Source organism: Acidobacteriota bacterium (genome assembly GCA_016196035.1).
Taxonomy (GTDB): domain Bacteria; phylum Acidobacteriota; class Blastocatellia; order RBC074; family RBC074; genus JACPYM01.
Genome location: JACPYM010000050.1, coordinates 1 through 23,724 on the forward strand (window position 1 = coordinate 1; position 23,724 = coordinate 23,724).

Annotated in this window: 20 protein-coding genes; 9 read left to right on the forward strand and 11 right to left on the reverse strand. The window is 57.4% G+C overall.

Annotated elements, in window-relative coordinates; translation table 11 throughout:
- Positions 1–106 (forward strand): IS110 family transposase (locus tag HY011_14960; protein MBI3424229.1); only part of this gene is annotated, 106 nt, incomplete at its 5' end.
- A 41-nt stretch (positions 107–147) separates the two neighbouring features.
- Complete coding sequence (locus tag HY011_14965) at positions 148–3,384, forward strand: TonB-dependent receptor (protein ID MBI3424230.1); 3,237 nt, start codon at positions 148–150, stop codon at positions 3,382–3,384.
- Positions 3,385–3,473: 89 nt separating this feature from the next.
- On the opposite strand, the gene HY011_14970 is transcribed toward HY011_14965, so the two are convergent.
- Both HY011_14970 and ttcA read right to left on the reverse strand, forming a co-directional pair.
- Positions 3,474–4,043 carry a hypothetical protein gene (locus HY011_14970; protein ID MBI3424231.1) on the reverse strand — a complete coding sequence of 190 codons (570 nt, stop codon included), beginning with the start codon at positions 4,041–4,043 and terminating at the stop codon, positions 3,474–3,476.
- A 141-nt stretch (positions 4,044–4,184) separates the two neighbouring features.
- Positions 4,185–5,054 (reverse strand): tRNA 2-thiocytidine(32) synthetase TtcA, encoded by an 870-nt coding sequence (gene ttcA / locus HY011_14975; protein ID MBI3424232.1) that lies wholly within the window; start codon positions 5,052–5,054, stop codon positions 4,185–4,187.
- A gap of 389 nt (positions 5,055–5,443) precedes the next feature.
- On the opposite strand from ttcA, the gene HY011_14980 reads away from it, so the two are divergent.
- The 3 genes from HY011_14980 (at position 5,444) to HY011_14990 (ending at position 10,262) form a co-directional block, all read left to right on the forward strand.
- The gene (locus HY011_14980) at positions 5,444–7,396 is read left to right on the forward strand and encodes an amino acid transporter (protein ID MBI3424233.1); all 1,953 of its coding nucleotides are present in this window, start codon (positions 5,444–5,446) and stop codon (positions 7,394–7,396) included.
- Positions 7,397–7,622: 226 nt separating this feature from the next.
- Complete coding sequence (locus HY011_14985) at positions 7,623–9,575, forward strand: amino acid transporter (GenBank protein MBI3424234.1); 1,953 nt, start codon at positions 7,623–7,625, stop codon at positions 9,573–9,575.
- Positions 9,576–9,608: 33 nt separating this feature from the next.
- Complete coding sequence (locus HY011_14990) at positions 9,609–10,262, forward strand: cysteine dioxygenase family protein (GenBank protein MBI3424235.1); 654 nt, start codon at positions 9,609–9,611, stop codon at positions 10,260–10,262.
- 80 nt (positions 10,263–10,342) lie between these two features.
- Here HY011_14990 and HY011_14995 read toward each other — a convergent pair whose 3' ends face one another.
- Entirely contained in the window at positions 10,343–13,615 is a 3,273-nt protein-coding gene (locus HY011_14995) for a TonB-dependent receptor (protein ID MBI3424236.1), read from the reverse strand.
- A gap of 511 nt (positions 13,616–14,126) precedes the next feature.
- On the opposite strand from HY011_14995, the gene HY011_15000 reads away from it, so the two are divergent.
- The 4 genes from HY011_15000 (at position 14,127) to HY011_15015 (ending at position 19,518) form a co-directional block, all read left to right on the forward strand.
- A complete protein-coding gene (locus HY011_15000) occupies positions 14,127–14,546 on the forward strand; it encodes an ATP synthase subunit I (GenBank protein ID MBI3424237.1) in 420 nt (139 codons plus the stop codon).
- A gap of 9 nt (positions 14,547–14,555) precedes the next feature.
- On the forward strand, positions 14,556–15,542 hold the full coding sequence (atpB, locus tag HY011_15005) for a F0F1 ATP synthase subunit A (GenBank protein MBI3424238.1): 987 nt from the start codon (positions 14,556–14,558) through the stop codon (positions 15,540–15,542).
- 621 nt (positions 15,543–16,163) lie between these two features.
- Entirely contained in the window at positions 16,164–16,487 is a 324-nt protein-coding gene (locus HY011_15010) for an ATP synthase F0 subunit C (GenBank protein MBI3424239.1), read from the forward strand.
- Positions 16,488–16,752: 265 nt separating this feature from the next.
- Entirely contained in the window at positions 16,753–19,518 is a 2,766-nt protein-coding gene (locus HY011_15015) for a ComEC/Rec2 family competence protein (protein ID MBI3424240.1), read from the forward strand.
- Positions 19,519–19,561: 43 nt separating this feature from the next.
- On the opposite strand, the gene HY011_15020 is transcribed toward HY011_15015, so the two are convergent.
- From HY011_15020 to HY011_15055, 8 genes are all read right to left on the reverse strand, one after another.
- Positions 19,562–19,888 carry a hypothetical protein gene (locus tag HY011_15020; protein ID MBI3424241.1) on the reverse strand — a complete coding sequence of 109 codons (327 nt, stop codon included), beginning with the start codon at positions 19,886–19,888 and terminating at the stop codon, positions 19,562–19,564.
- Positions 19,885–20,205 (reverse strand): type II toxin-antitoxin system RelE/ParE family toxin, encoded by a 321-nt coding sequence (locus HY011_15025; GenBank protein MBI3424242.1) that lies wholly within the window; start codon positions 20,203–20,205, stop codon positions 19,885–19,887. Before HY011_15025 ends, HY011_15020 begins: the two co-directional genes overlap by 4 nt.
- A 5-nt stretch (positions 20,206–20,210) precedes the next feature.
- Positions 20,211–21,665 carry a menaquinone biosynthesis decarboxylase gene (locus tag HY011_15030; GenBank protein MBI3424243.1) on the reverse strand — a complete coding sequence of 485 codons (1,455 nt, stop codon included), beginning with the start codon at positions 21,663–21,665 and terminating at the stop codon, positions 20,211–20,213.
- A 58-nt stretch (positions 21,666–21,723) separates the two neighbouring features.
- Positions 21,724–22,092, reverse strand: coding sequence for a four helix bundle protein (locus tag HY011_15035; GenBank protein ID MBI3424244.1), 369 nt, complete (start codon positions 22,090–22,092; stop codon positions 21,724–21,726).
- A 33-nt stretch (positions 22,093–22,125) separates the two neighbouring features.
- A complete protein-coding gene (locus HY011_15040; protein MBI3424245.1) occupies positions 22,126–22,752 on the reverse strand; it encodes a nucleotidyltransferase family protein in 627 nt (208 codons plus the stop codon).
- 87 nt (positions 22,753–22,839) lie between these two features.
- The gene (locus HY011_15045; GenBank protein MBI3424246.1) at positions 22,840–23,100 is read right to left on the reverse strand and encodes a hypothetical protein; all 261 of its coding nucleotides are present in this window, start codon (positions 23,098–23,100) and stop codon (positions 22,840–22,842) included.
- Positions 23,101–23,146: 46 nt separating this feature from the next.
- Positions 23,147–23,437 carry a hypothetical protein gene (locus HY011_15050; GenBank protein MBI3424247.1) on the reverse strand — a complete coding sequence of 97 codons (291 nt, stop codon included), beginning with the start codon at positions 23,435–23,437 and terminating at the stop codon, positions 23,147–23,149.
- 10 nt (positions 23,438–23,447) lie between these two features.
- Positions 23,448–23,723, reverse strand: coding sequence for a hypothetical protein (locus HY011_15055; GenBank protein MBI3424248.1), 276 nt, complete (start codon positions 23,721–23,723; stop codon positions 23,448–23,450).
- Position 23,724: the final 1 nt, after the last annotated feature.

Below are 23,724 nucleotides of genomic sequence, written 5' to 3' on the forward strand. Positions count from 1 at the left end.
AGCGATTATCGCGACGGCGCGCAAGTTCCTGGGGGTGATCTACCGGACGCTGAAGAACAAATGGGTGTTCGCAGACTTCCCCCATTTCGTCCTCGCCGAGGGCTAACAACCACCTCGGAGTAGACAACTCATCATAGGAGAAGAGCTATGAAATTCAAAACTTCCATCTGGCAATTATTCTTCGCGCTGATCGTGACCTTGTCACTGTTGAGTGCGGCCACTGCCCAGACCAGTCGCGGCACGGTTTCGGGCACGGTTTCCGATAGTGCGGGCGCGGTCATTCCGAGCGCCAAGGTTGAGTTAGTCAACAATGGCACGGGCATCGTGCGTTCGACCACTACGAATGAAGCCGGTATCTTTCGCTTCGACGCGGTTGATCTGGGCGGCTACACGCTCAAATTCACCGCACAGGGCTTCAAGCAACTCAATCGCACTAATATCAACGTGCAGGCTAATCAAACGGCGACGATTGATGCCGCGCTGGCCGTTGGCGTCACCGAGAACGTCGTCGAAGTAAATGCCACGGCGGATGAGTTGTTAATCAAGGACGCGCCGATTCGCGGCGGCAGCATCAGCGCACAGGCAGTCTCGCAACTGCCGGTCAGCGGCTTGGAACCGATTTCAATCGCGCGCACGCTGCCCGGTGTGGTGCAGGCGGTTGGCACTTCGACCTTCGGCAATGGCGGTCAGAACACGCAATTTTCGGTCAACGGTCAACGCCCGCGCGGCAACAACTACCTTCTTGACGGCACTGAGAACAACGACATCTCGGTCGGCGGCAACGCGCAATCGTTCAATATGACCGATGCCGTGCAGGAAGTTTCGGTGCAAACCAGCAACTTCGGATCTGAATTCGGGCGCGCTGGCGGCGGTGTCTTCAACGTTATTACTAAGGGCGGCACCAACCAATATCACGGCACGGCCTACGACATTTATCGCTCACAGCGATTCAGTTCAGTCTCCAACACCGCCAAGATCAATGGCACGCCGAAATCGGTCTTCAACGAAAACTTCTACGGCTTCACCGCTGGTGGGCCGATCGTCAAGAACAAGACCTTCATCTTCGGCGGATGGCAAAAAGACCCATTCCGCTCGACCAATAACTTCTCGTTCGTCGTACCGACGGCGGATACTGTCACTCGGTTGAATACGCTGTTTCCGAACAACCCGCGACTCAAGCTCTATCTTGATGCGCTCGGCGACTTGCGTGGGACGGCCAACCCGATCAATCTCGCGCTCGGTCTGGACCCGGCTACGAACGTTGATCGCGGCTCAGTCAGTTTTGCCTCTGCGAATACTGGCTTGGCGACGCCGAGCGACGACATTCAATGGGTGACACGCGTTGACCATAACCTTTCTGAGGCACACCGGCTTTCATTCCGGTACATTTACGATTCGAGCCGGACTTCGCCGAACGGCGTCAACTTCCCCGGCTACATCTTTGATTTCAAGGGACGTTCGCAGAACTTCCTGTTCAATGATACCTACACGTTAAGCTCGACCTGGACGAATGAATTCCGCTTTGGCTACAGCCGCATCGGTTTCGACTTCCCGATCTCCGGCAGGTCAACGGCACTGGCCAGCACACTGCCGACGATCACGATCCCGAACATTGCGGCGCCGGGCATTCAAACCAACATCCCGCAGTTCCGTTACGCCAACAACTGGCTGATCCAAGAAACGCAATCGAAGATTGTCGGACGGCACACTTTCCGTTACGGCCTGGAGTTTTTGCGTCAATTGGCCAAGCAGCATCCACCCTTCGTTGAACGCGGCGCGCTCAGCTACGCCAACGCGACCGGCTATTCTGGCTTCGCTAATTTCCTGGACGATTTCAGCGGCCCGTCCGGCACGTCGAACAAGAATTTCGGCCCATCGGTCTATTACCCGAACCTGTTCCGTCAGTCCTATTTCTTCCAGGATACGTGGAAGGTAGACCCGACACTGACACTGACGCTTGGCTTGCGCTACGAAAACTTTGGCCAGCCGGCGAATGGTGCTTTCAAATATCCGGCTTTCAATGGCTTTGACCCCGCGCAATTCACGGTGCCGAACAAAGTGAACACCGATAACAACAATTTCGGCCCGTCCATCGGTTTGGCCTGGACGCCAAATTACAAGGTGGGCGTGTTGCGCAAACTATTCGGAGAGGGCAAAACGGTTTGGCGTAGCGGTTTCCAAGTCAGCTATGACACCTTCTTCAATAACTTGCTCTCGAACATCGCGGCGGACTCGCCGAACACGGTCAACACCATCTTTACCGGCGCAGGCACTGGGCGTGGTTCGACTGGCTTCTTCAACTCATTGCCAACAGTTGCACGCGCACCAATCGCTACTGATTCACAGACTTCGGTTTTCGACAAGAACGTGCGCAATCCCTACACCGAACGTTGGTCGCTGGGCTTCCAACGCGAACTGCCGAGCAAGTTGCTGCTCGACGTTTCGTATGTCGGCGCGGGAGCACACAAGCTCTTCGTCACAGAAGACCTCAACATCCGCAAGCTTGACGGGACGCGCCTTTTCCCCTTGCTCGGCATCCGCCGCCAGCGTGCCAGCGAAGGCAATTCGATCTATCACGGGTTGCAGATACTGGTTGACCGGCGCTTCGCCAATAGCTTCAACGTGACGGGGGCCTACACCTACTCACGCGCCATTGATAACACTAGCGAAGTCTTCGCCACGGCTAATTCAGTTTCCGCATTGTCTTCGTTGCCGGTCAGTCAAGGCGGACTCAAGCTGGATCGCGGGCTGAGCGATTACCATCGCGGGCAACGCTTCGTGCTTAGCTACCAGTGGAGCATTCCGGGGCCGAAGAACAAATACCTGGCCGTTCCGCTCGCGGGATGGAGAATCACTGGCATCTCGACGTTCCAATCGGGCACGCCGTTTACAATCGTCAACGGCGCTGACCGCAACAACGACGGCAACGCGAACGACCGCCCCGACATTGGCAATCCGAACGCGCCGATCAATACCCGTGCGGTGATCGCGCCAACTACCGGCGCGAACTCCTGCGCCAGCGGCTACCGCAATCCTGACGCGCTGACGCTGACCTGCGTGACGCCCAACGATGTACATTGGATTCAAGGCACAGGCCTGCCCAATGCCTCGACGGTTGGACGCAACACGCTCATCACCAAGGGTCAGGTCAACACGGATATGAATATCCTCAAGTCCTTCCGGTTGACTGAGAGTTTCAAGCTGGAATATCGGCTGGAGACCTTTAACATCTTCAACCACCCGCAATTCGTCCAGGTGCCGGGCGCGAGTGTCGTGGGTACGGCTGGCCCGTCAACCAACGGCTTGCCGTCCCGCTTCCTGAACCTCGATTACACCAACAGCGGCACGCGCACGATGCGCATGCAGTTGAAGTTCATCTTCTGAATTGTTGTTGCTGAGACTGGCTAAAAAATTGAGCCGGGCAGATTGCAATCTCTGCCCGGCTCAATTTTTTTGCCCAAAGATATTTCAACTCAAAAATCGAATGCCTCTTTCAGCTTATCCACCTTCTTCTCCCACTCCACCTTCAACTCCGCCTTCACCGCGCCCCACGTCGTCGGGTGTTCCGGCTGGCCTTCAAAATGAAAGGGGCAGGGTGCCGGGGCGACCTGTTTCTGCACTTCGCGCAGATCAATCGGGTCGAAGGGGAAGGTCACACAGGGCGTGGGCGCGTGTTTGGGCGAAGTGTAAATCGTGCACGCCGTCGTGGTTTCGTCTTCGTGATAAAACGGGCAGGTGAAGACGATTTTGCAACAGAGGCCGCAGCGGTTGCAGGCACCGCGTTTGTAGGGCTGCCAGCGATAGAGAATCTTGTCCGGCAAGACGCGCGACAACACCCAGCGGCGTGCCGCGCCGTAAGAATGATCGGTGTAAAGGAAGCCGGTGATTTTGCGATAGGCAATATAGGTTTTGCGCTTATAAATTTCCCAGTCCGAAAGCCGCGGCAGTGGCAGTCGTTCGGCCTTGTCCTCAACAGTCGCAGACGTTGGCCGCCGCGGCTCAATTTGCACCAGCCGCACGGGCGGTTGATTCGGTTGTGACATCCGATCTCCCCTCCAGGTGAAAGATATGTAGTGTTGATTTGCACGCCCCAATCGGCGGGAAAAGTGGCGTGATCTTATCATCGGCCCGCAGCCGTCGCCAAACGTTGCCGGCTTTCCGGCCCGGTAAAACGCGGCAATTTTTTAGCGCGCCAGCGCAACCAGTTGCGCTGGCATCGAGCGCGTATGCGTTTCGTCATGCACGCCCAGCGCGGCGTCCAGTTCATCGGCCAAATTGCCGGTGGCGGCGCCGATGGATTTGAAATCGAACAACTCCCGGTCAAACAAGTGGGTCGGCACGGTGTTGCCCAGCGCCGTCAGCATGGATTTGCGCAGCATCGGAATCTCTTGCTGCAACTCGTCAATCAGCCGCTTGAGGCGTTTGCGCTTCAGGTTTTCCTGCGCACCGCACAGATCACACGGGATGATCGGAAAATTCTGGGTCGCCGCAAACGCCGCCACATCCTTTTCCCAAATGTAGGCCATAGGGCGGATCACCGTGTTGCGCCCGTCATCCGAACGCAAAATCGGCGGCATCGCCTTCATGGTGCCGATGAAAAACAAATTGAGCAGGAAGGTTTGCAATACATCGTCGGCGTGATGGCCCAGCGCGATCTTGGTGCAGCCTTCTTCGACCGCCACGCTATACAAAATTCCGCGCCGCAAGCGTGAACAGACCGAACAATAGGTCTTGCCTTCAGGCACCAGCCGCTTGACGATGGAATAGGTGTCGCGCTCGACGATGCGATAGGGGACGCCAATGCTCGCCAGATATTCGGGCAGCACGTGCGCGGGAAAGTTCGGCTGTTTCTGATCCAGATTGACGGCCAGCAATTCAAAGCGCACGGGCGCGCGGCGCTGCAGCGTGCGCAGCAAGTGCAGCAGCGTATAACTGTCCTTACCGCCGCTCAGACAAACCATGATTTTGTCGCCTGCGGTGATCATCCCGAAGTCTTTGATCGCTTCGCCCATACGGCGCAGCAGAATGCGTTCCAAACGTGCCGCTTCTTCCATTACAGATCGTGCCTTATTCCAAATCTCAAATTTGATATTGAAGCGCGCCAGCTTAGGTCATCGCTGCGCAGCCGGTCAAACTTTGATTCGTGGCTTTGACCATTGGCTGATCTTCACCGCCCTTTCAGGGCGAAGAGTAGGCGGCACCAACCGCAACAGCTTGGGTAAGGACAAGATCCCGGCCCATTACGACAATTCCTTCCCACCCTCGCCAGCGTGATGCTAGGATGGCTTCTCTACATGAAGCAACTATGCCGTGAGCATTGAGACAAACACACAACACATCCGCCCACGCCCGCGCGCTGTGCGGCTTTTTTTATTGCCGAAATCGCCAGCCTTGAGCCTGCACGCTGACTGTCCGACTGGAGATCGAAGCCCAAGGAAACGCTATGGCTGAATCAACAACTGCGGTGAACCGTGCAGCGAATCCGTTGGCCCGCTGGCTGCTGGCTGGCGAGGTCAAGGAAATCGAAGGCCCGCACGAAGGCGAAGGCCGCCATCACACCCACTCGTGGTGGCAAGTGATGTGTCTGACGGGGGTGGATTATTTCTCTACGCTTGGCTATCAGCCGGGCATCGCTTTTTTGGCGGCGGGCGTTTTATCGCCGCTGGCGACGCTGATTCTGGTGTTGCTGACGCTATTCGGCGCCTTGCCGATTTACCGCCGCGTCGCGCGCGAAAGTCCGCACGGCGAAGGCTCGATCTCGATGCTCGAAGCTTTGCTACCGCGTTGGCGCGGCAAGCTTTTCGTGCTGGTGTTGCTGGGTTTCGTGGCGACCGATTTCATCATCACCATCACGCTCTCGGCGGCGGATGCGACCGAACACATTGTGCACAACCCCTTCACCCCGCATTGGCTTGATCATCCGGTGCTGGTGACGCTTGTCTTGGTTGGCGCCCTGGGCGCGATTTTTCTAAAGGGTTTCAAAGAGGCCATCGGGCTGGCGGTCGTGCTGGTGGTGAGTTATCTGCTGCTCAACGTCATCGTGATCGCCCGCGGTTTGTATGAAGTATTCGTACATCCGCAAATGATACCGGATTGGACGCACAGCCTTTTGCAGCACCCTGAAGTGCACGGCAATCCCTGGTTGATGGTGGGTGTGGCGTTGATCCTGTTTCCGAAACTGGCCTTGGGCTTGTCGGGTTTCGAGACCGGTGTGGCGGTGATGCCGCTGGTCACGGGTGCGGCGGGCGATGAGCAGAAACGTCCGGCGGGCCGGATTCACAATACGCAAAAGTTATTGCTGGTCGCGGCCCTGATTATGAGCGTGCTGTTGATCGCCAGCAGTTTGGCGACGACGTTGCTGATTCCGGCCAAAGAATTCCAGCACGGCGGCGAGGCGTTTGGGCGCGCGCTGTCCTATCTGGCGCATCATTACCTGGGCGATTATTTCGGTACGATCTACGATCTGAGCACGATTTCGATTCTATGGTTTGCCGGCGCGTCGGCGATGGCGGGGTTGTTGAACATCGTGCCGCGTTATTTGCCGCGCTACGGCATGGCGCCTGATTGGGCCAAGGCGGCGCGTCCGCTGGCGCTGGTTTATACGGCGATTGCCTTTGTGGTGACGATCATTTTCAAGGCGAACGTCGAGGCGCAGGGCGGCGCGTATGCCACAGGCGTGTTGGTGTTGATGAGTTCGGCGGCGCTGGCTGTAACCTTGATCGCGCGCGGCGAAGGTGCGATGCGGGCGGCGTTCGCAACGATCACGCTGGTCTTTCTTTACACGACAGTCGTCAACATCTACGAGCGGCCCGAGGGCCTGAAGATCGCTTCGTTTTTTATCGGCGCGATTGTGATTGCCTCGTTCATCTCTCGCGCCATGCGTTCGACCGAGTTGCGCGTGGACAAGGTGATTTTGGATGAGACGGCACGGCGCTATATCGAAGAACTGGTCAGCGCGGGCCGCGAGATTCGCATTGTCGCCAACCGGCGCGAAATCGGTGATGTCAGTGAGTATCGCTTCAAAGAGCAAGAGAAGCGCGGCGACAATCACATCCCCAAAGAAGACCCGATCATCTTTCTGGAAATCAAAATTGGCGACGCGTCGGAATTCAGCGGGGTGATGCGTGTGCGCGGCGTGCAAGTCGGCGATTACCACGTGTTGCGCACCAAGAGTCCGGCAGTGCCCAACGCCATCGCGGCGTTGCTGCTGCACATCCGCAACGGATACAAAACCATGCCGCACGCCTATTTCGGCTGGACGGAAGGCAGCCCGCTCACTTACGCGTTGAAATTCATTTTGTTTGGCGAAGGCGACACCGCGCCCGTGACACGCGAGATTTTGCGGCAGGCCGAACATGATCCTGAGCAACGGCCGGCGATTCACGTGGGCGGGTGAGTTGCGGCGGTGGCGCGCGCGTCAGCCAGCAGGGTTGTCAACGTTGAGACATTGATTTAGCCCATAACCCACTGCTTCCTGACGCGCGTACTACCGTTTTATTGGCTTCAGCCGCAGTCGCAACAGTGCTAGGATGTGTCAGTCATAACACTGACGATGATCAAAGACCGCCCTTCGCAACGGTCTGACAAATTGCAATCCCCGCTTTATTCCAACAATGAACAACATGGCTGAATCCGTTACTTCGCTTAAAGGCGCAGAGAGTCCGCTTAAACGCTGGCTCTTGGCCGGCCAAGTCAAAGAAGTCGCCGGCCCGCACGAGCGCGAGGGGGTGCATCAAACTCATTCCTGGTGGCAGGTGATGTGTCTGACCGGCGTGGATTATTTTTCGACGCTTGGCTATCAACCCGGTATCGCCTTTTTGGCGGCGGGCGCGCTTTCGCCCATCGCGACATTGGTGTTGGTGCTGCTGACCTTGTTCGGCGCACTGCCGATCTATCGCCGCGTCGCGCACGAAAGTCCGCATGGCGAAGGTTCGATCTCGATGCTCGAAGCCTTGCTGCCGCGCTGGAAAGGCAAACTCTTCGTACTGGTGCTGCTGGGTTTTGTGGCGACCGATTTCATCATCACGATCACGCTATCGGCCGCCGACGCCACGGCGCACATCGTTGAGAACCCCTTTACGCCCGACTTTCTGCAACACAAAGTGCTGGTCACCCTGCTGCTCGTCGCCATGTTGGGCGCGATTTTTTTGAAGGGCTTCAACGAAGCGATTGGCCTGGCCGTCGTGCTGGTCGCGAGTTATTTGGTGCTGAATCTGGTGGTCGTCGCGGTGGGCCTCTATCAGGTGTTGACCCATCCGCAGCATTTTGCCGAATGGCAACAGGCGTTGCTGGCGCATCCCCGCGTGCAGGGGAATTCAATGCTCATCGTCGGCGTCTCGCTGATGCTGTTCCCCAAATTGGCGCTGGGTTTGTCCGGCTTTGAGACCGGCGTGGCCGTGATGCCGCTGGTCAAAGGCGCGGCGGATGACACGTTTAAGCGACCGCGTGGGCGCATTCGGAACACGCGCAATTTGCTGCTCAGCGCGGCCCTCATCATGAGTTTGATGTTGATCGTCAGCAGTCTGGTGACGACGCTGTTGATCGAACCAGCCAAGTTTGAACCGGGCGGCGCAGCCAATGGCCGCGCCTTGTCCTATCTGGCGCATCATTACCTGGGCGATTATTTCGGCACCGCCTACGATCTAAGCACGATCATGATTTTGTGGTTCGCGGGGGCGTCGGCGATGGCGGGGTTGTTAAACATCGTGCCGCGTTATTTGCCGCGCTACGGCATGGCGCCAGATTGGGCGCGCGCGACGCGTCCGCTGGTGCTTGTCTATACGATCATCGCCTTTGTGGTGACGATTGTCTTCGAGGCAGATGTGGATGCCCAGGGCGGCGCGTATGCGACGGGCGTGTTGGTCTTGATGAGTTCGGCGGCGTTTGCGGTGACGCTGACTGCCTGGCGCGAAGGTTGGGTGCGGTGGGCCTTCACGGCGATTACGCTGGTGTTTATTTACACGACGGTGGTCAACATTTACGAACGTCCCGAAGGCATCAAGATCGCGTCGGTCTTTATCTTTGCCATCATTCTGGCGTCGTTTATCTCGCGCGCGCTGCGTTCGATGGAACTGCGCATTGATCAAGTGGTGCTCGACGAAACGGCGCGCCGGTTGATCGGGACGGCGGTTTGCAAAGGGCGCACGATCCGCGTCGTGGCCAACCGGCGCGAGATGGGCGATGTCAACGAGTACCGATTTAAGGATCAAGAGAAGCGCGAGGCCAACCACATCCCGGAAAATGACCCGATCATCTTTCTGGAAATCAAAATCGGCGACGCCTCGGAATTCGGCGGCACTATGCGTGTGCGCGGCGTGCAGGTCGGCGATTACCGCGTGTTACGCACCAAGAGTCCGGCGGTGCCCAATGCGATTGCGGCTTTCCTGCTGCACCTGCGCGACGCCTATGGCAGCGCGCCGCACGCTTATTTCGGCTGGACGGAAGGCAATCCGTTTGTCTACGCGCTGAAATTCATTATGCTGGGCGAAGGCGACACCGCGCCGGTCACGCACGAGATTTTGCGGAAGGCCGAACCTGACGCGAAACTGCGCCCGGCAATTCACGTGGGTGGTTAAAGTGGAAATGTGGATGTTCGTGTGGAGGTAGTAATGAGCAGACAGTTGCTGAGCATCGAGAGTTTTATCGAAAAGCTGCGTGGCTTTGAGCAAGGCATGATCACGCGCGACGGCGTGTTGGATTTCTGTGCCGGCGTGCAAGTCAGTGACGCCTCGCTCGCGCCTTACGTGCATTTCGACGACAAGTTTTATACGCGCAATCTGATTTACCGCGACGATCTGTTTGAGGTGATGACAATCTGCTGGCAGCCGGGACAGAAAACCGCCGTGCACACTCATAATGGGCAACTGTGCTGGATGATCGCGCAACGCGGCAATCTGGCCGTGGTGGATTACAAATGGCTCGGCTGCGACCATCCTGAAAACCAAAACGTTGTCGGCATTGATTGCCTCGCCGGTTCCGAACACACCAAGCTGGAATTCGTGCGCGAGATTGACGCCTGCACGGGCGGACAGGTGCTGACGGCGGACAAGCTGCAAACGATTCACCGGCTATACAACCGCGACGAACCGTCGGTGAGCATTCACGTTTACTCGCGTCCGATTGATTCGTGTGTGGCGTTCGATATGGAAAAACAGGCGTGTTACCGGCGGCAGTTGGCGTATTTCAGCAAGTATGGCGAGGTGATGGCGAAGGAAGCGCAGGCCGTGGCCGCCAGCCCGCAGCTTGTACAAATTGGTCGCTGAAAGAACTTTCTGCTCACAAAGAAACAGCCCGGTCATTCGTGATGAATGACCGGGCTGAGTGTTTTTGGTTTCAGTGATGGTTAGAACTGCAAGCGTCCGCCTATCTGCAAGGCGCGCGGGCCGCCCGAACCGAAGACCTGACCGGCGCGGCTGGTCGGTTGACCAAAGGCTCCAGGTTGTTGAGAAAGGGGCTTGTTGGGGTCGTAATTGTACAAGTTGCCACTGTAACCGCCCAGGTTGGCGACGTTGAAGATATTGAACATCTCGCCAAAGATCGAAATCTTGAACCGATCTTCTTTGAACTTGAACAGCTTGGTCACACGCACATCTTGCGAGCGGCCCCAGGTGTCGCCGAATTCATAACTCGGCGGCAAGAACACCGTCGGGATCGCGCGATTGCGAGCATCGCGTTTGCCGGCGTAGGTCGCGTTGAAAGCGGCCACAGCCTTCTCCAGATCGCTCTTGCCACAACCGCGATTGAGGCAGTTATATTTCAGACCGGGCAGCGGTTCGTCATTGCCGTCACCGTCCAGGTCAACGTTGGGAAGCGAGGGCTGGAAGGGCCCGCGGCTGCCCATCGTCGAAATAAGACTGACGCCGAAGCCCTTCGGCAAATCCAGCAAACCCGAAAAGCTAAAGCTGTGACGCCCGCCTTGCGGCCCGAACGACTGGTTCCAGTTGTCGAGGTTGACGATGCCGTTGTGACCTTTTTGATCGGTTAGCGCGTAAGAGCCCGTGAATTGGAAACGCTTCGACATGCGCTTGTCCACCTTCAACAACATGGCGTTGTAGACCTGTCGCGCGCCGGGAATCCAGAAGGTGATCGCACCCACCGAACAATTGGCATTAGGGTCGTTCTGCTGTGCCGTAGTCGTGCATTGCGGGATGACCGGCGTTCGCACCCCGTTGATGTAGCGGTTGAAGCGGTTCAAATCCACCCCGTCAAAGCGCGCGTTGATGAACACGCGCCGCACCAGGTCAACCTGCAACACTGTGTCGTGACCGAGATCGCGTTGCACGCCGACGTTCATGTGATAGCTGTGTTGCACCGGATAATCATGCGGGTAAAGGTTGCTGGCGGCTTTTGACAGTTGAATACCGCGCACCGACAGGTCATTCAAGTTCGTGGGAGCCAACCGCGCCCGGACGCTGGCAATTTGCGCGTTGTAAATCTGCTGGAACTGTCCGATGGTGAGCGTGGAGAGAATGCCGTCACCCGGCAACGGCGCGCCAGTCGGCAACGGCACAAAGGAGGCGCCGTTGAACACCAAAATCGGGAAAGTGCCGGGATTGGTAAAGGCGGTTTGCGGGACTAAAGAACGACCATTGCCGAGAGGGCCGATGTACCCGCGTTCTTCCAAACGCCGCCACAACTCTTCGGTGTCCCAATAAAGGCCAGCTCCGGCGCGTATGACAGTCTTATTATTCTTGCCGACGTTCCAGGCACCGCCCAGCGAGGGCGAGAAATTGTTTTTGTTGACCGTCGTGGGGCTCAAGTTGCTGCCAATGAGCGGCGCAAGATATTTCGGGCGGTCAAGGTCTTTGTTGACCAGCGTGCTTTCATAGTTCCAGGCCAGACCGTAATTGAGCGTGAACTTGTTGTTGATCTTCCAGGTGTCTTGTCCGTGGAAGCGCAACCGGCGATTGATCTTCGCCTTGTCAATATTGTACGGCGGCGGCTGCCCTGGATCGCCCACGCCGATACGCCCGCCCACAAAAGGCAGGTTCAGGAAATCGTTGGTGGTCCTGATGGTCGTCGGCAAGGTGGGGTAAAGCTGCCCCAGCAATGGGCCAAATGGCAATGTCTTCATGAATTCCGGTGACAGCCCGGTGAGACAGCCGGGATCGCAATAACCCCAGAAACCCGTGCCCGGCGCGTGTTCGATCTCGGTGCCGAAACGGAAGCGATGGCTGCCCTTGATCCACGTTAAATTGTCGGTGAAGTTGAAGCGGCGCAGGTTACGTCCTTGTGTGGCATTCGACGTGTTGCCGATCGTGACATTCGTGCCGCTGATGCTGATTTGCGGACCCAGCAAGCCGACGCAATCGGGGCAAACGCTTGAATCCGGGAACAGGTTGCGGTTGCGCCAATAGGTGTAATTGAAGCGGAAGTCATTCACCAACGTCGCCTTGATGGACGATGTCACGCCGAGCAAGCCTTGAATGGCCTTGTTGGTATTTTGCAACCAGTTGGAAGGCAGCGCCGCACCGCCATTCGGCCCAAAGCTGCGATTCCAGTCGGTCGAGAGGCGCGCGTAGGTGCTGTGCTTGTCGTTGATCTTCCAATCCACGCGCGTGCTGAACAGCTTGACGCGATAGGGCGTGCTGAAACTACCCGTAAACCCTGCCGCCGAAGGCAGGTTCGCCTGGTATGTCACCAAGCCTGCCTGGTTGGTGTATTCGTAATTCGAGAAGAAGAACAATTTGTTCTTAACGATGGGACCGCTCATCGTCACGCCTGGATTGCGGCGCGCAAAGAACGGATCGGGCGCGAGCGGATTGCGCCCCAGCGTCGGCGTGGCCGCCATATTGTGATCGCGGAAAAAGAAATACGCGCCGCCGTGGAATTGATTGCCGCCTGTGCGCGACACCACGTTGACCGAACCCGTCGAGGTGATGCCCGTCGAGAGGTCAAAATTCAAAGACGAAAGCTGGAACTCCTGCACAATCTCCTGCGAGAAATTCATGCCCGTGCCGCCTTCGATGGAGTTGCGCACGTTGCCGCCATCAATCGTGATGGCCGTGCGCGCCGCCGAACCGCCCAGGATCGAAACCGAAAACTGCGCGTTGTATTGCGCTGTGGTGGCGGCGCTGACCGACACGCCCGGTTCCAGGAAGGCAAGGTTCAAAAAGTTGCGCCCATTGAGCGGCAACTCTTGAATCTTTTGCCGGGTGATGACCCCTTCTACCGCATGCGATTCGTAATTGATTTGCGCCGTTTGGTCAGCCGCCACGGTGACAATTTCACTCGCCTGGCCGACTTCCATTTGCATTTCAGCCTTGACGATAGCGCCCGTCACGACGGTGTATTCACGCAGACTGGTGCGAAACCCTTTGGCCTGTGCGGTGACTTCATACTCACCGGCGGGCAACAAGGGCGCAGAGAAGTTGCCGTCCGTATCGGAGGTGAGCTTGCGCTCGGCCCCAGTGGCCTTGTTTTTAATGGTGACAGCCGCGTTCGGAATGACGGCACCGGATTGATCTACGACCGTGCCGGAAATGGTTCCGGTCGGCACCTGTGCTTCGCTTATGGTCGGAAGCCAGGCGGTGAGACAAAAGCAAAACAGACCACTGATCAGCAAGAGTCTGACTAGCTCTTGCCGGGCCTGCGAGTAACTGGCGGAATCTCGCATGGAATGCCTCCTTAGGAGTGTTGAGTTGATGATGTGACAGTCAAAGTTGCCAGCCGGATAAGCTGTAACGATAACTACTCTGTTTGTGATGATACCGGTGTGTGAACCAGCCCAGCCGCTGTTTCACACGCTGCACCGCACAGAAAAGCGGCGACGCGGTGCGGATACGTTTGCCTTGAACGTGTCGTCATAAATCTGCGCATGTCGCCAACGCGATTGCCTACAGATCAATTGATTCCCAACGAAGCCCGTGTGCAATTAAGAGTTGCTGATTAAGTAGTATGCCCCGGTGCAGTAACATTACGCCGGGGCATTTGGAAAGTGGCGCGATTATAGCCGCCCCGCCCAAGGGTGCAAGGGGGAATCTATAAAAATAATGGGGTCCATCAAACATGTTCAACTACCTGAAAATGGCTGGACAGAAACGGTTGCGGGCCGCTAAGATTCGCGTTTCCCAGAGGTACTCGAACTGCTCCCGAGGGCACTAAATGATGCGTCTAGAGGGGCGCAAATGAGCGAATCCGCTGACAGCACACTTGAACACCGGTTGCAGCGCAACACTTACCTGGTCATTCTAGTGCTGTTGCCCATTGCCGGAGTTTGGTCGGGCTGGCGTATGACTCTGGGTGTGGCGCTGGGTGGGGCGCTTTGCCTGCTCAACAAAAACTGGTTGCAAAGCAGCCTGCGCGCCATTTTGAAAATTGCGGCGGAAAAGCAGGATGGCCGCGTGCCACCTTTCACGGCGGGTAAATTCATTTTCCGCTATTACCTGATCGCCTGTGTCATCGGCGCGGCGGTGTGGACGGGCTGGTTTCATCCGCTCGGCATTGGTATCGGCTTCGCCGCCCTGGTCGGCAGCGTGATGCTCGAAGCGGGTTATCAACTTTATCTCGTGCATTCATCCCATCAACCTCCTACTTCTGAAGAATAACTGGCATTTATGGCTTTACTGAATTTCTTGCAAGAACACGGGGCCGCCCAACCGGCGGCGGAACACGGGGCTGCTGCTGCCCAACATGGCGAAGCCGCTGTTGAGGCTGCGGGCCACGCCGTGGGAGCCGCTTCACACGAACATGTGCCGATCATTGTCGAAAAGTTGAATGACGTGTTCGGCCCAGCCATCTTCAATTTGCAAGCGCAAATCATGCCGCCCATTTACAAGGCGTTTCATTTCGGGCCGCTAAAAGTTTTCGGCGATCACTGGCCGGGCGAGGGCAAGAGCTACGAACAATATCGCGCGGCGGGTGAGTTGCCGTTGCCGACGCACGTGGTGATGTTTCTCTTTGTGGTCGTGATCGCGGTCGTCGTGTTGACGATCCTGCGCGGCAAGCTCTCGACCGAGAACCCGACCACCAAACAGCAAACCTTTGAAGTCGGCGTCGAAGCAATTCGCGGCTTTCTAAACGATCTGGTCGGGCCGGGCAGCATGAAACATTTCCCGGTCGTGGCGACGTTTGCGGTTTTGATTCTGATCTCGAATCTGACCGGCATGCTGCCAGATATGGTTGCGCCGACGGCGAATTTCAATATGACGCTGGCGCTCGCGCTGACTTCGTTCCTCTATTACAACTACGTCGGCATCCGCGAGAACGGCTTGGGTGGACATTTGAAACATCTCGCCGGGCCGGTGCCCTGGCTGGCCTTTCTGATGTTCCCCATCGAACTCGTCAGTAATTTGGCGCGCATCTTGACCCTGAGCATGCGCTTGTTCGGCAACATCTATGGCGAAGAGCAGGTGAGCGGCTCGATTTCGGCGATGATGCAATGGGGTGTGCCGGCGTTGCTGATGCCGCTGGGCTTGCTGACCTCGGTTTTGCAGGCGTTTATCTTCATCCTGCTCTCGATGTTTTATCTCGGCGAAGTCTCGCATCACAGCGATGAACAGCACGGCGAGGCGCACGGCGAAGCACACGCCGCCGCGCACTAAATAGTTTTTATCCGCAGCGGCGTAATAAAGCTGCTGCTCGTTCTTTCAAACGTAACCACGGCAGGCCACGCGGCTTGCCGTTCCTTTGGATGAGCCGGTCAACATTGAGCAGAAGCGGTTTCAACCTAAACACGAAGCGCAAACGTTGCGTGGCGCTTGCACTCCCCCAGGAGTTGCAATGCAGACCCGGCGTCGCATTCATCTCGAAGCCGCAGACGAGCAAGTTGAGCGCGCATATCCGTAAAGCCAAGCGGCAGGCAGACACTGGCGAACGTTTTATTTTTTATTTTTTCGCTGATGGACAGGCCCTGCCACTGCTAATCTTTCAATTCTTGGTAGTGATAACAATGTAAGGCAGCGATGTTGCAGCCGCGTAGCGGCGAGCGCGAATTTAGCCCGGCGTTTCAACGCCGGGAAGCGTGGCACGAATGACCCCCGTCGCGTAGCGACGGTTGAGACGGAGGCGTTTGCCGAACAGATTTCAAGCGTCGCTATGCGACGCGGAACTACGTGGTACCGCTACCGTGGGTTGAAACCCACGGCTAAATTCAGCTGTCGCTACGCGACAAAACAAAGAAGCCTTACATTTTTATCACCACCCAACTCTACGAAGGAGAAACCATGAAACGTAACTTGATTCGGCTGAGCATCGGCGCGCTGACGGTGTTGGGTTCGGCGCTGACGGCGCTGGCGCAAACGCCGGGTGCGGCGGAAAGCAATAACAAGGGACTGGGCTACATCGGCGCGGTCGTCGGCTTCGGCATCGCGGCGGGCCTCTGCGGTCTTGGCCAGGGCCGTGTCGCGGCGGCGGCTTGCGAAGGCCTGGCGCGCAATCCGGGCGCGTACAAAGGCGTGCCGCTGCCGTTGATTCTGGGCTTGGTGTTTATCGAAACCCTCGTGATCTTCACGCTGGTGGTCGTACTGTTGATCGTACCGGGTAAGTAGACTGGGCGGGCGACAGCGAATTCGTATGAGGCGCAGCGGATTTCCGTTGCGCCTCACGCTTTTTGTAAAGAGAGTCTTTCCCACGAAGCCACACGAAGGGAGCACGAAGAAGTAGACAGGATTCACAGGATTTTTTGCAGGATGACCACCATGGCTTTTGACCAACGAGCCGTCCTGTAAATCCTACCCTTGATCTTGTGAATCCTGTCGAGTGTCTTCGTGATTCTTCGTGTGGCTTCGTGGGAGAGCCTAACCAAATGTCGTTATGCCTCGGCGACTCAGCTTTCCGCGGTTGCGCTTGCAACAACAACCGCTGCTTTTCATTGCCACATCATTTATCGGCGGCCTGTTGGTGGCGGCGCGCTGGCAGCTTGCTCCGCGCACCTGGTTGATCGCGTTGGCTTGCGTCTGGATAGTCAGCGCAATTGGCTGGCTCAGCCGTTGGCAAAATCAAACGCTACAGTGGCTGCTGACGCTCTGGTTGCTGAGCGGCTGTTTTGTCGCGGGCGCAACGCTCTATGCCTTGCAGCAAGCCGGCACCGGCCCGCAGCGTGTGCGCAGCATTTTCGAGCGCGGCGAATTGCGCCACGACGAAGCGTGCGAAGTCTGGGGCACGCTCGACGCCATGCCCGAACTCGCGCCGGATCGCATCTACCTGACCATCGCGGTCGAGCGCGTCGCCGCGCTCGGCAAAGAGCAAGCGGCCAGCGGCACGGTGCAAATGGTCGTGCCGTTTCAGGATTTTCAAGCGCGGCTCGATTACGACGCCTTGCAATTGGATTACGGCAGCCGTGTGCGCGTGCTCGGTTTCCTCAGCAATCGCGGCGGCTATCGCAATCCGGGCGCACCAGAGTTTGACGAGTTGCTCGAATTTCGCGGCTTCGATGCCAGCGGTTGGGTGAAGCATGCGCTGCTGATCGAAGGTCTCGGCACAGGTCAGCGCAACCGCGTCTTGTGGCGTTTGTACCGGCTGCGGGCGCGCGCTTTAGCCGCCATCCTCGGTATCAGCAAACAACCCGCAACCGGCATTCTCGCGGCGGCCTTGTTGGGCAATCGTTACTTTCTGGATCGCACGACCGCGCAAACCTTCCGCGAAGGCGGCACCTTTCACCTGCTGGTGATCTCAGGCTTGCACGTCGCCCTGATCGCCGCCGTCTTGCTGTGGCTGACGCGCTGGTTGCGGCGCGAACGCTGGTTGCAATTCGGCGTGGTGACGCTGTGTTTGTGGGGCTACGGGCTGATGGTGGGCGCGCAGCCTTCGATTATGCGCGCGGTAGTGATGATTACGGTGGCGCTGGTTGGGCAGTTGTTGTACCGCTCGGCGCTCGGCGCAAACACGCTGGCGGGCGCGGCGCTCGTGTTGCTGGCGTGGCAGCCGCGTGATTTGTTCAACCCCGCGTTTCAACTTTCGTTTTTGACGGTGGCCGCGATTGTCTTGCTGGCCGCGCCTGTTTATGAACGCTTGCGGCAAGTGGGCGTCTGGCAACCGAATGCGACGACGCCCTATCCGCCACGCACCTTGCGTTGGGTGAAATGGCTGGCCGAACTGTTGTTTTGGAATGAGCGAGAGTTTCGGCAAGAGATGACCGAGGCGCGCATACGCTACAGCTTGGAGAAAGCACAAGCCGCGCGCTGGTTGAATCGCAGTCGCTTGCAATGGCCGCTGCAATGGATTGCCGCGACTGTCTTCACGACGACTTGTGTGCAAGTGGCGCTGTTGCCGCTGATGGTCGTGCACTTCCACCGCTTCTCAATCGTCTCGCCGGTGACGAACGTAGTCGAAGGTGTGCTGGTCTTTGCCTTGATGCTGGCGGGCGCGGGGCAATTGTTCGTTTATGCGTTGAGCGTGCGCGCGGCGGTGTGGCTGGCGCCGCTGGTGAACTGGCTGGGCGCGCTGACTGTGAAAGCGGGGCAATGGCCGTTGCTGTGGTCGCGGGCGAGCGTGCGCATGCCGGATTGGGGGCCGGGCGCGGCGTGGGTTTATGGGATATTCTTTGCGTTGATCCTGTTGCTGATTTTGCTGGTGCACGCCTGGCATCCGTTGCGCAAGGGCGATGAGGCGGGGGCCGAATGGCGGCGCTCATTTGGACGCATGGCTGGCGTCTTGGCCGTGAGCGCGATTGTCGTGCTGAGTTGGTTGTTGATTGCGCATCCGTTCCCGCACCGCTTCGCACGCGGGCGCTTGAGCGTGACCTTTCTCGATGTCGGGCAGGGCGATGCGATCTTCATCAGCTTTCCGCACGGGCAAACCATGTTGCTCGATAGCGGCGGACGTCTGGGTTATGCGCTTCGGCAAGAGCAGGGCGAGGGTGAACCGAGCGAGGATATTTTCATCGAAGACCGCATCAGCGTGGGCGAAGCGGCGGTCTTGCCCTTCCTCTGGCAGCTTGGCTTGAAGCGGCTGGATTACATTGCGGCCACGCATGGTGACAGCGATCACACCGAAGCATTCGCCGAGGTCATCCACGCGCTGTCTATCGGCCAAGCTCTCGCGGGCAGCGTGCCGCGCGCCAATGAAAGGCCCGACTTATTCACGCGAGCCGTGCGCGCACGCGGCCTGCCGTTGCGTTTGCTGAAACGTGGCGAAATGTTGAATCTGGATGGTGCGCGGCTGGAAGTGCTCTCGCCCTTTGCTGACGCGGGCGAAGTCAAACCGTCAGACAACAACGCCTCGCTCGTGCTGCGCCTGACGCTGGGCCAACGCGCCTTCCTGCTGACCGGCGATATTGAAAAAGAAACCGAAGCGCGGCTGGTGGCGAGCGGTGAATTGCAAAAGGCCGATGTGCTGAAGGTCGCGCATCACGGTTCGCGGACTTCGACGACGGCGGCGTTTTTGGCGCGCGTGCAACCGCAACACGCAATCATCTCGGCGGGCAACCCCAGCCCCTTCGGCCATCCGCATCCCGAAGTGGTCGCGCGCTTACGAGCGGCAAATGTGCAACTCTGGCAAACCAGTCGTTGCGGTGCGATCACGATTTCAACGGACGGCGCGGATTTGCAAGTCGGCACGTTCGTCAAGTGCGCGCCTTGACCAAAAGCTTTGCCGCAGATGAACGCAGACAAACGCGGATCAACTATGCCGCCACTTGTGCCAGCACCTCTTCAACCTCTCTGGGAAAAGCGACAGGCAGAAAAAAATCCTGGGGGTAGAGCGCCGTTTCGCCGGCCTCATCAGTCACCCGCACCAAGCCTGCTTGCGAATAGGTGGCGGTGTAAACCTTACGCGGTATCAACAAGGCAGGGTCGTCTGTCTGTACGCAAAGTGCGTAACGGGTTTGCGCTTGCGCAGTGGTGGGTGGGACTTCCACCACAAATTCACGAGCGGCTCGCTTTTCACCCCGCAAAATTTGCTTGGCCTCGCGCACGCTTTGCAACAACGCTGAAAAATTTGTCTCGTTCATTGGTTGGAAAGTCCCTTCACTTCTTTGTGCAATGCCCTGATTTGCTCTTCAGACAAATCTGCTTGTTCGTTCTTGGCGTATATGTCGAGCATGATAATCACATCTTCCGCCACCACCCAAAAATAGATTACTCGCGCGCCGCCACTTTTGCCACGCCCAGGCAACGCCACGCGCACTTTGCGAATGCCGCCGCCGCCTTTGATGAGATCGCCTACTGCGGGAAATTCCGCCAGTTGGAGTTGAAGCTTGGCATACGCCTCATCGCTGAGCAGTTCAACGACGCGTTCGGAAAACCGCTTTGTTTCTCGAAAGGCCAGTAACTTCATAACCCCAACTTCTTCCACTTTGCATCAACCATCTGCTTCACCTCAGCGCTCGTCTGATTCTCCTTCGGCCAGCGCCGCGTGAAGCCTTCCGCTTTCCATTTGCGCGTGCCGTCAATGCCCATCTTCGAGCCGAAGCCCATCTGGCGCGCGGCGTGATCGAGCACGTCAATCGGCCCCAGCATGAATTGAATGTCGCGTTCGGGGTCAATGTTGTTGAGCACCTTCCAGGCGACTTCGCTGTAATTCTGCACGTCCACGTCTTCGTCAACAACGACGATGCATTTGGTGAACATAGCCTGGCCCATGCCCCAGATGGCGTTCATGATTTTGCGCGCGTGGCCGGGGTACTGCTTGCGAATCGAGACGAGCATCAGATTGTGGAAGACGCCTTCAAACGGCAGGCACATATCCACGATCTCCGGGAACTGGCGTTTCAACACCGGGAAGGTGATGCGCGTGATGGCCCAGCCCATCCAGCAATCTTCCATCGGTGGTTTGCCGACGATGGTCGCCTGATAGATCGGATTGCGCCGGTGCGTGACGGTCGTGACGTGAAAGACGGGATAGGGTTCTTCCAAAGTATAAAAGCCGGTGTGATCGCCGAAAGGCCCTTCAATACGGCGTTCGGCGGGATCAACGTAACCTTCCAACACAATCTCGGCGGTTGCGGGCACTTCCAAATCCACCGAGACGCACTTGACCAACTCGATGGGCTTTTCGCGTATGAAGCTGGCAAAGATCATCTCATCCAGATCGTCGGGCAACGGCAGCGTCGCGGCAAACGTCGTCATTGGGTCGCCGCCAATCGCGACGGCGACTTCCATGCGTTCGACGCCTTTCTTCTCCAGTTCGCGGTGATGCGCTGCGCCGTGTTTGTGCATCTGCCAATGCATGCCGGTCGTGCATTCGTCGTAAACCTGCATGCGGTACATCCCGACGTTGCGTGCGCCCGTGCGCGGGTTGCGCGTGAAGACCATCGGGAAGGTGATGAAGCGCCCGCCATCGGCTTCCCAGCATTTCAGGATCGGAAAGTCGAACAGGTTGAATTCGCCCGCGCGTTTGATGACTTCCTGACACGGGCCGGCTTTTACCTCTTTCGGAAAGTACTTTCCCAACTCGGCCAGCTTCGGCAGCATCTTGACCTTCGCCAGCAAGCCGGTCGGCGATTTGAAATCGAGCCATTCGGTCAGCCGCGCGGCCACGTCGTCTACGCTCTCGGTGGCGAGCGCGATAGCCATGCGGCGCTGGCTGCCAAAGGCGTTGATGAGCACGGGAATATTGCCGCCGTCTACGTTTTCAAACAGCAAGGCCTTGTTGCCGTCTTTGGCTTTCGAGACGCGGTCGGTGATCTCAGTGATTTCCTGATCGCTGCTGACGGGGGTTTTGATGCGTTTAAGTTCGTTGTGTTTTTCGAGCGCGCGGATGAATTCGCGCAAGTCTGCATAAGCCATAATAGTCGGGTCTTGGGATTAGGGGCTAGGGGCTAGTGTCCCTGGCCGGAGTCCGAATTTATTGCAATTTCGCGCGCAGGGGTTTTTGCAGGCCGCGCAGCATTTTGCCGAGTTCATCGGCTTTTGCAGTGATCAGTGTTTGGGATTCAGCGGTGAGATACCCGAATTGTTGAGCAAGAAGTATTTGAGTTTCTACTTCAGCCAAAGAACCGAGCGCAAAGGAAAGATGGTGTAGAAACTCTTTGGTCGAATCGCGCGCATGACCTTCAGCGATGTTTGAAGGAATCGAAACAGCAGCACGTTGAAGCTGGCTACAAAGACCGAAAGTTTCAGCCTTCGGAAAGTCACGCGTGACTTGATAGACATCGGCAGCCAACGCCATCCCCATTTGCCAAACCTTCAAGTCTTTGTAGCTCGCCACACTCATACTAGCCCCTAGCCCCTCTCCCCCAGCCCCTTCTCACGGATTCCATTTGCGGAAGGCGTAATGCGGAGCGACCGCCAGGCTCAGCCGTTCGTAATCGGCGGGTCGGTCAATGTCTTCCAGAATGCTGGGCGCATCCACCGGCACTTCCAGCACTTCATCGGGATAACGGTCGAGCAGCGCCTTCAGTCCATACGGCACATCGTCGGGCAGCAGCATCAACTCTTCCTCAAAGTCAGTGCTGAGGATGATGGGATGCCCGCGCTTGCCGTCGTGTGTCGGGATGACGATGCGCTTTTTGCCGTTGCGATAAGCGTCAATCAACTGGTTGATGACGGCGCTGGTGATCATCGGTTGGTCAACCAGGGCGATCAAGACGGCTTCGGTTGCCGGGGCGATTTGCCCCCAACCGGTCTTGACCGAACTGAACATGCCTTTTTGATAATTGGGATTGATGACGTATTGCACGCCCGCGCCGGCCAGCCGTTGTCGCACGTCGAGTTCGCGGTGGCCCAGCACGACGAAGATTTCATCGAGTTTGGAATCGTGCAGTTGCTGCACGCATTCGCCGATGACGGTGCGCGTGCCCCATTTCAACAGGGGTTTGAACGCGCCCTCCATGCGCTTCGATTCGCCGGCGGCCAGCAAAATTCCTGCGATCATTTTTGTATTTGCCTCCTGATTTGTGCGGGTAAGTATTACGGCGTTAGCTTGGCACGAAGCGGCGCTGACAGGCAAGGGTTGAATTGCTCAGTGAAAGTTCGGCGGATTCAAAAAGAAGAGGGCCGTGCAGGTGCCGTTGAGCAGCAGTGTGATGGCCGCGCCGATAATCAGCCCTTTGACCATGCCGGGCCGGTTTTTCTTTTTGTAGCTGATGATCGCCGGGATGACATAAACCAATTGCGTCAGGCCGATGGCGACGAGCGAGACGCCGACGCTGATCACCGCGAGCGGGATTTGAATCAGGTGCAGCAAGAGCAACAGTCCAAGGCCGAGCACCCAATCGGGGATCGGCGGCGGCGGTGTTTGATTGTGAAGCTCCGGTTCGTTTTGCATTTCAGTGTTTTGGAGTAAACGCATAGAGCAAGCCCATGCAAGTCGCCGCATTCAGCAAGAAGGTGAGCGCCGCGCCGATCATCAAGCCAATCATCATGCCCGGACGCTGTTTGACACCGGCGACGACAATCGCCGGAACGATGTAAAGCCCCTGCGAAAAGCCAATCAAGACGAACGACACGCCACCGGATAAAAACGCCAGCGGCAGTTGGATCAGATGCAGCAAGAGCGTCAGGCCGAGGCCGAGCAGGATGTCGCGGCTAAATTTTGGTGGCGGTGGTGTGTTCAACATCAATTTATTGCTACGGCCAATGGCTCATAACATAAGCTGTGCAAGTCGCGTTAAGCAGGAACGTGATGGATGCTCCAATAATCAAGCCTTTGACGTAGTCGTCACGGTTATTGCTTTTGCAAAGTACGATCGCAGGCAGAATGTACAGCAACTGGCTGATGCCAATGAAGAAGAATGAATAGCCGCCCGTGACTGGCCCCAACACAAATTGGAGGCCATGCAGCGCAAACGTTATCATCAACCCAAATTGCCATTCATCTGGCGGCGGCTCGTCTTCTCCGAACATC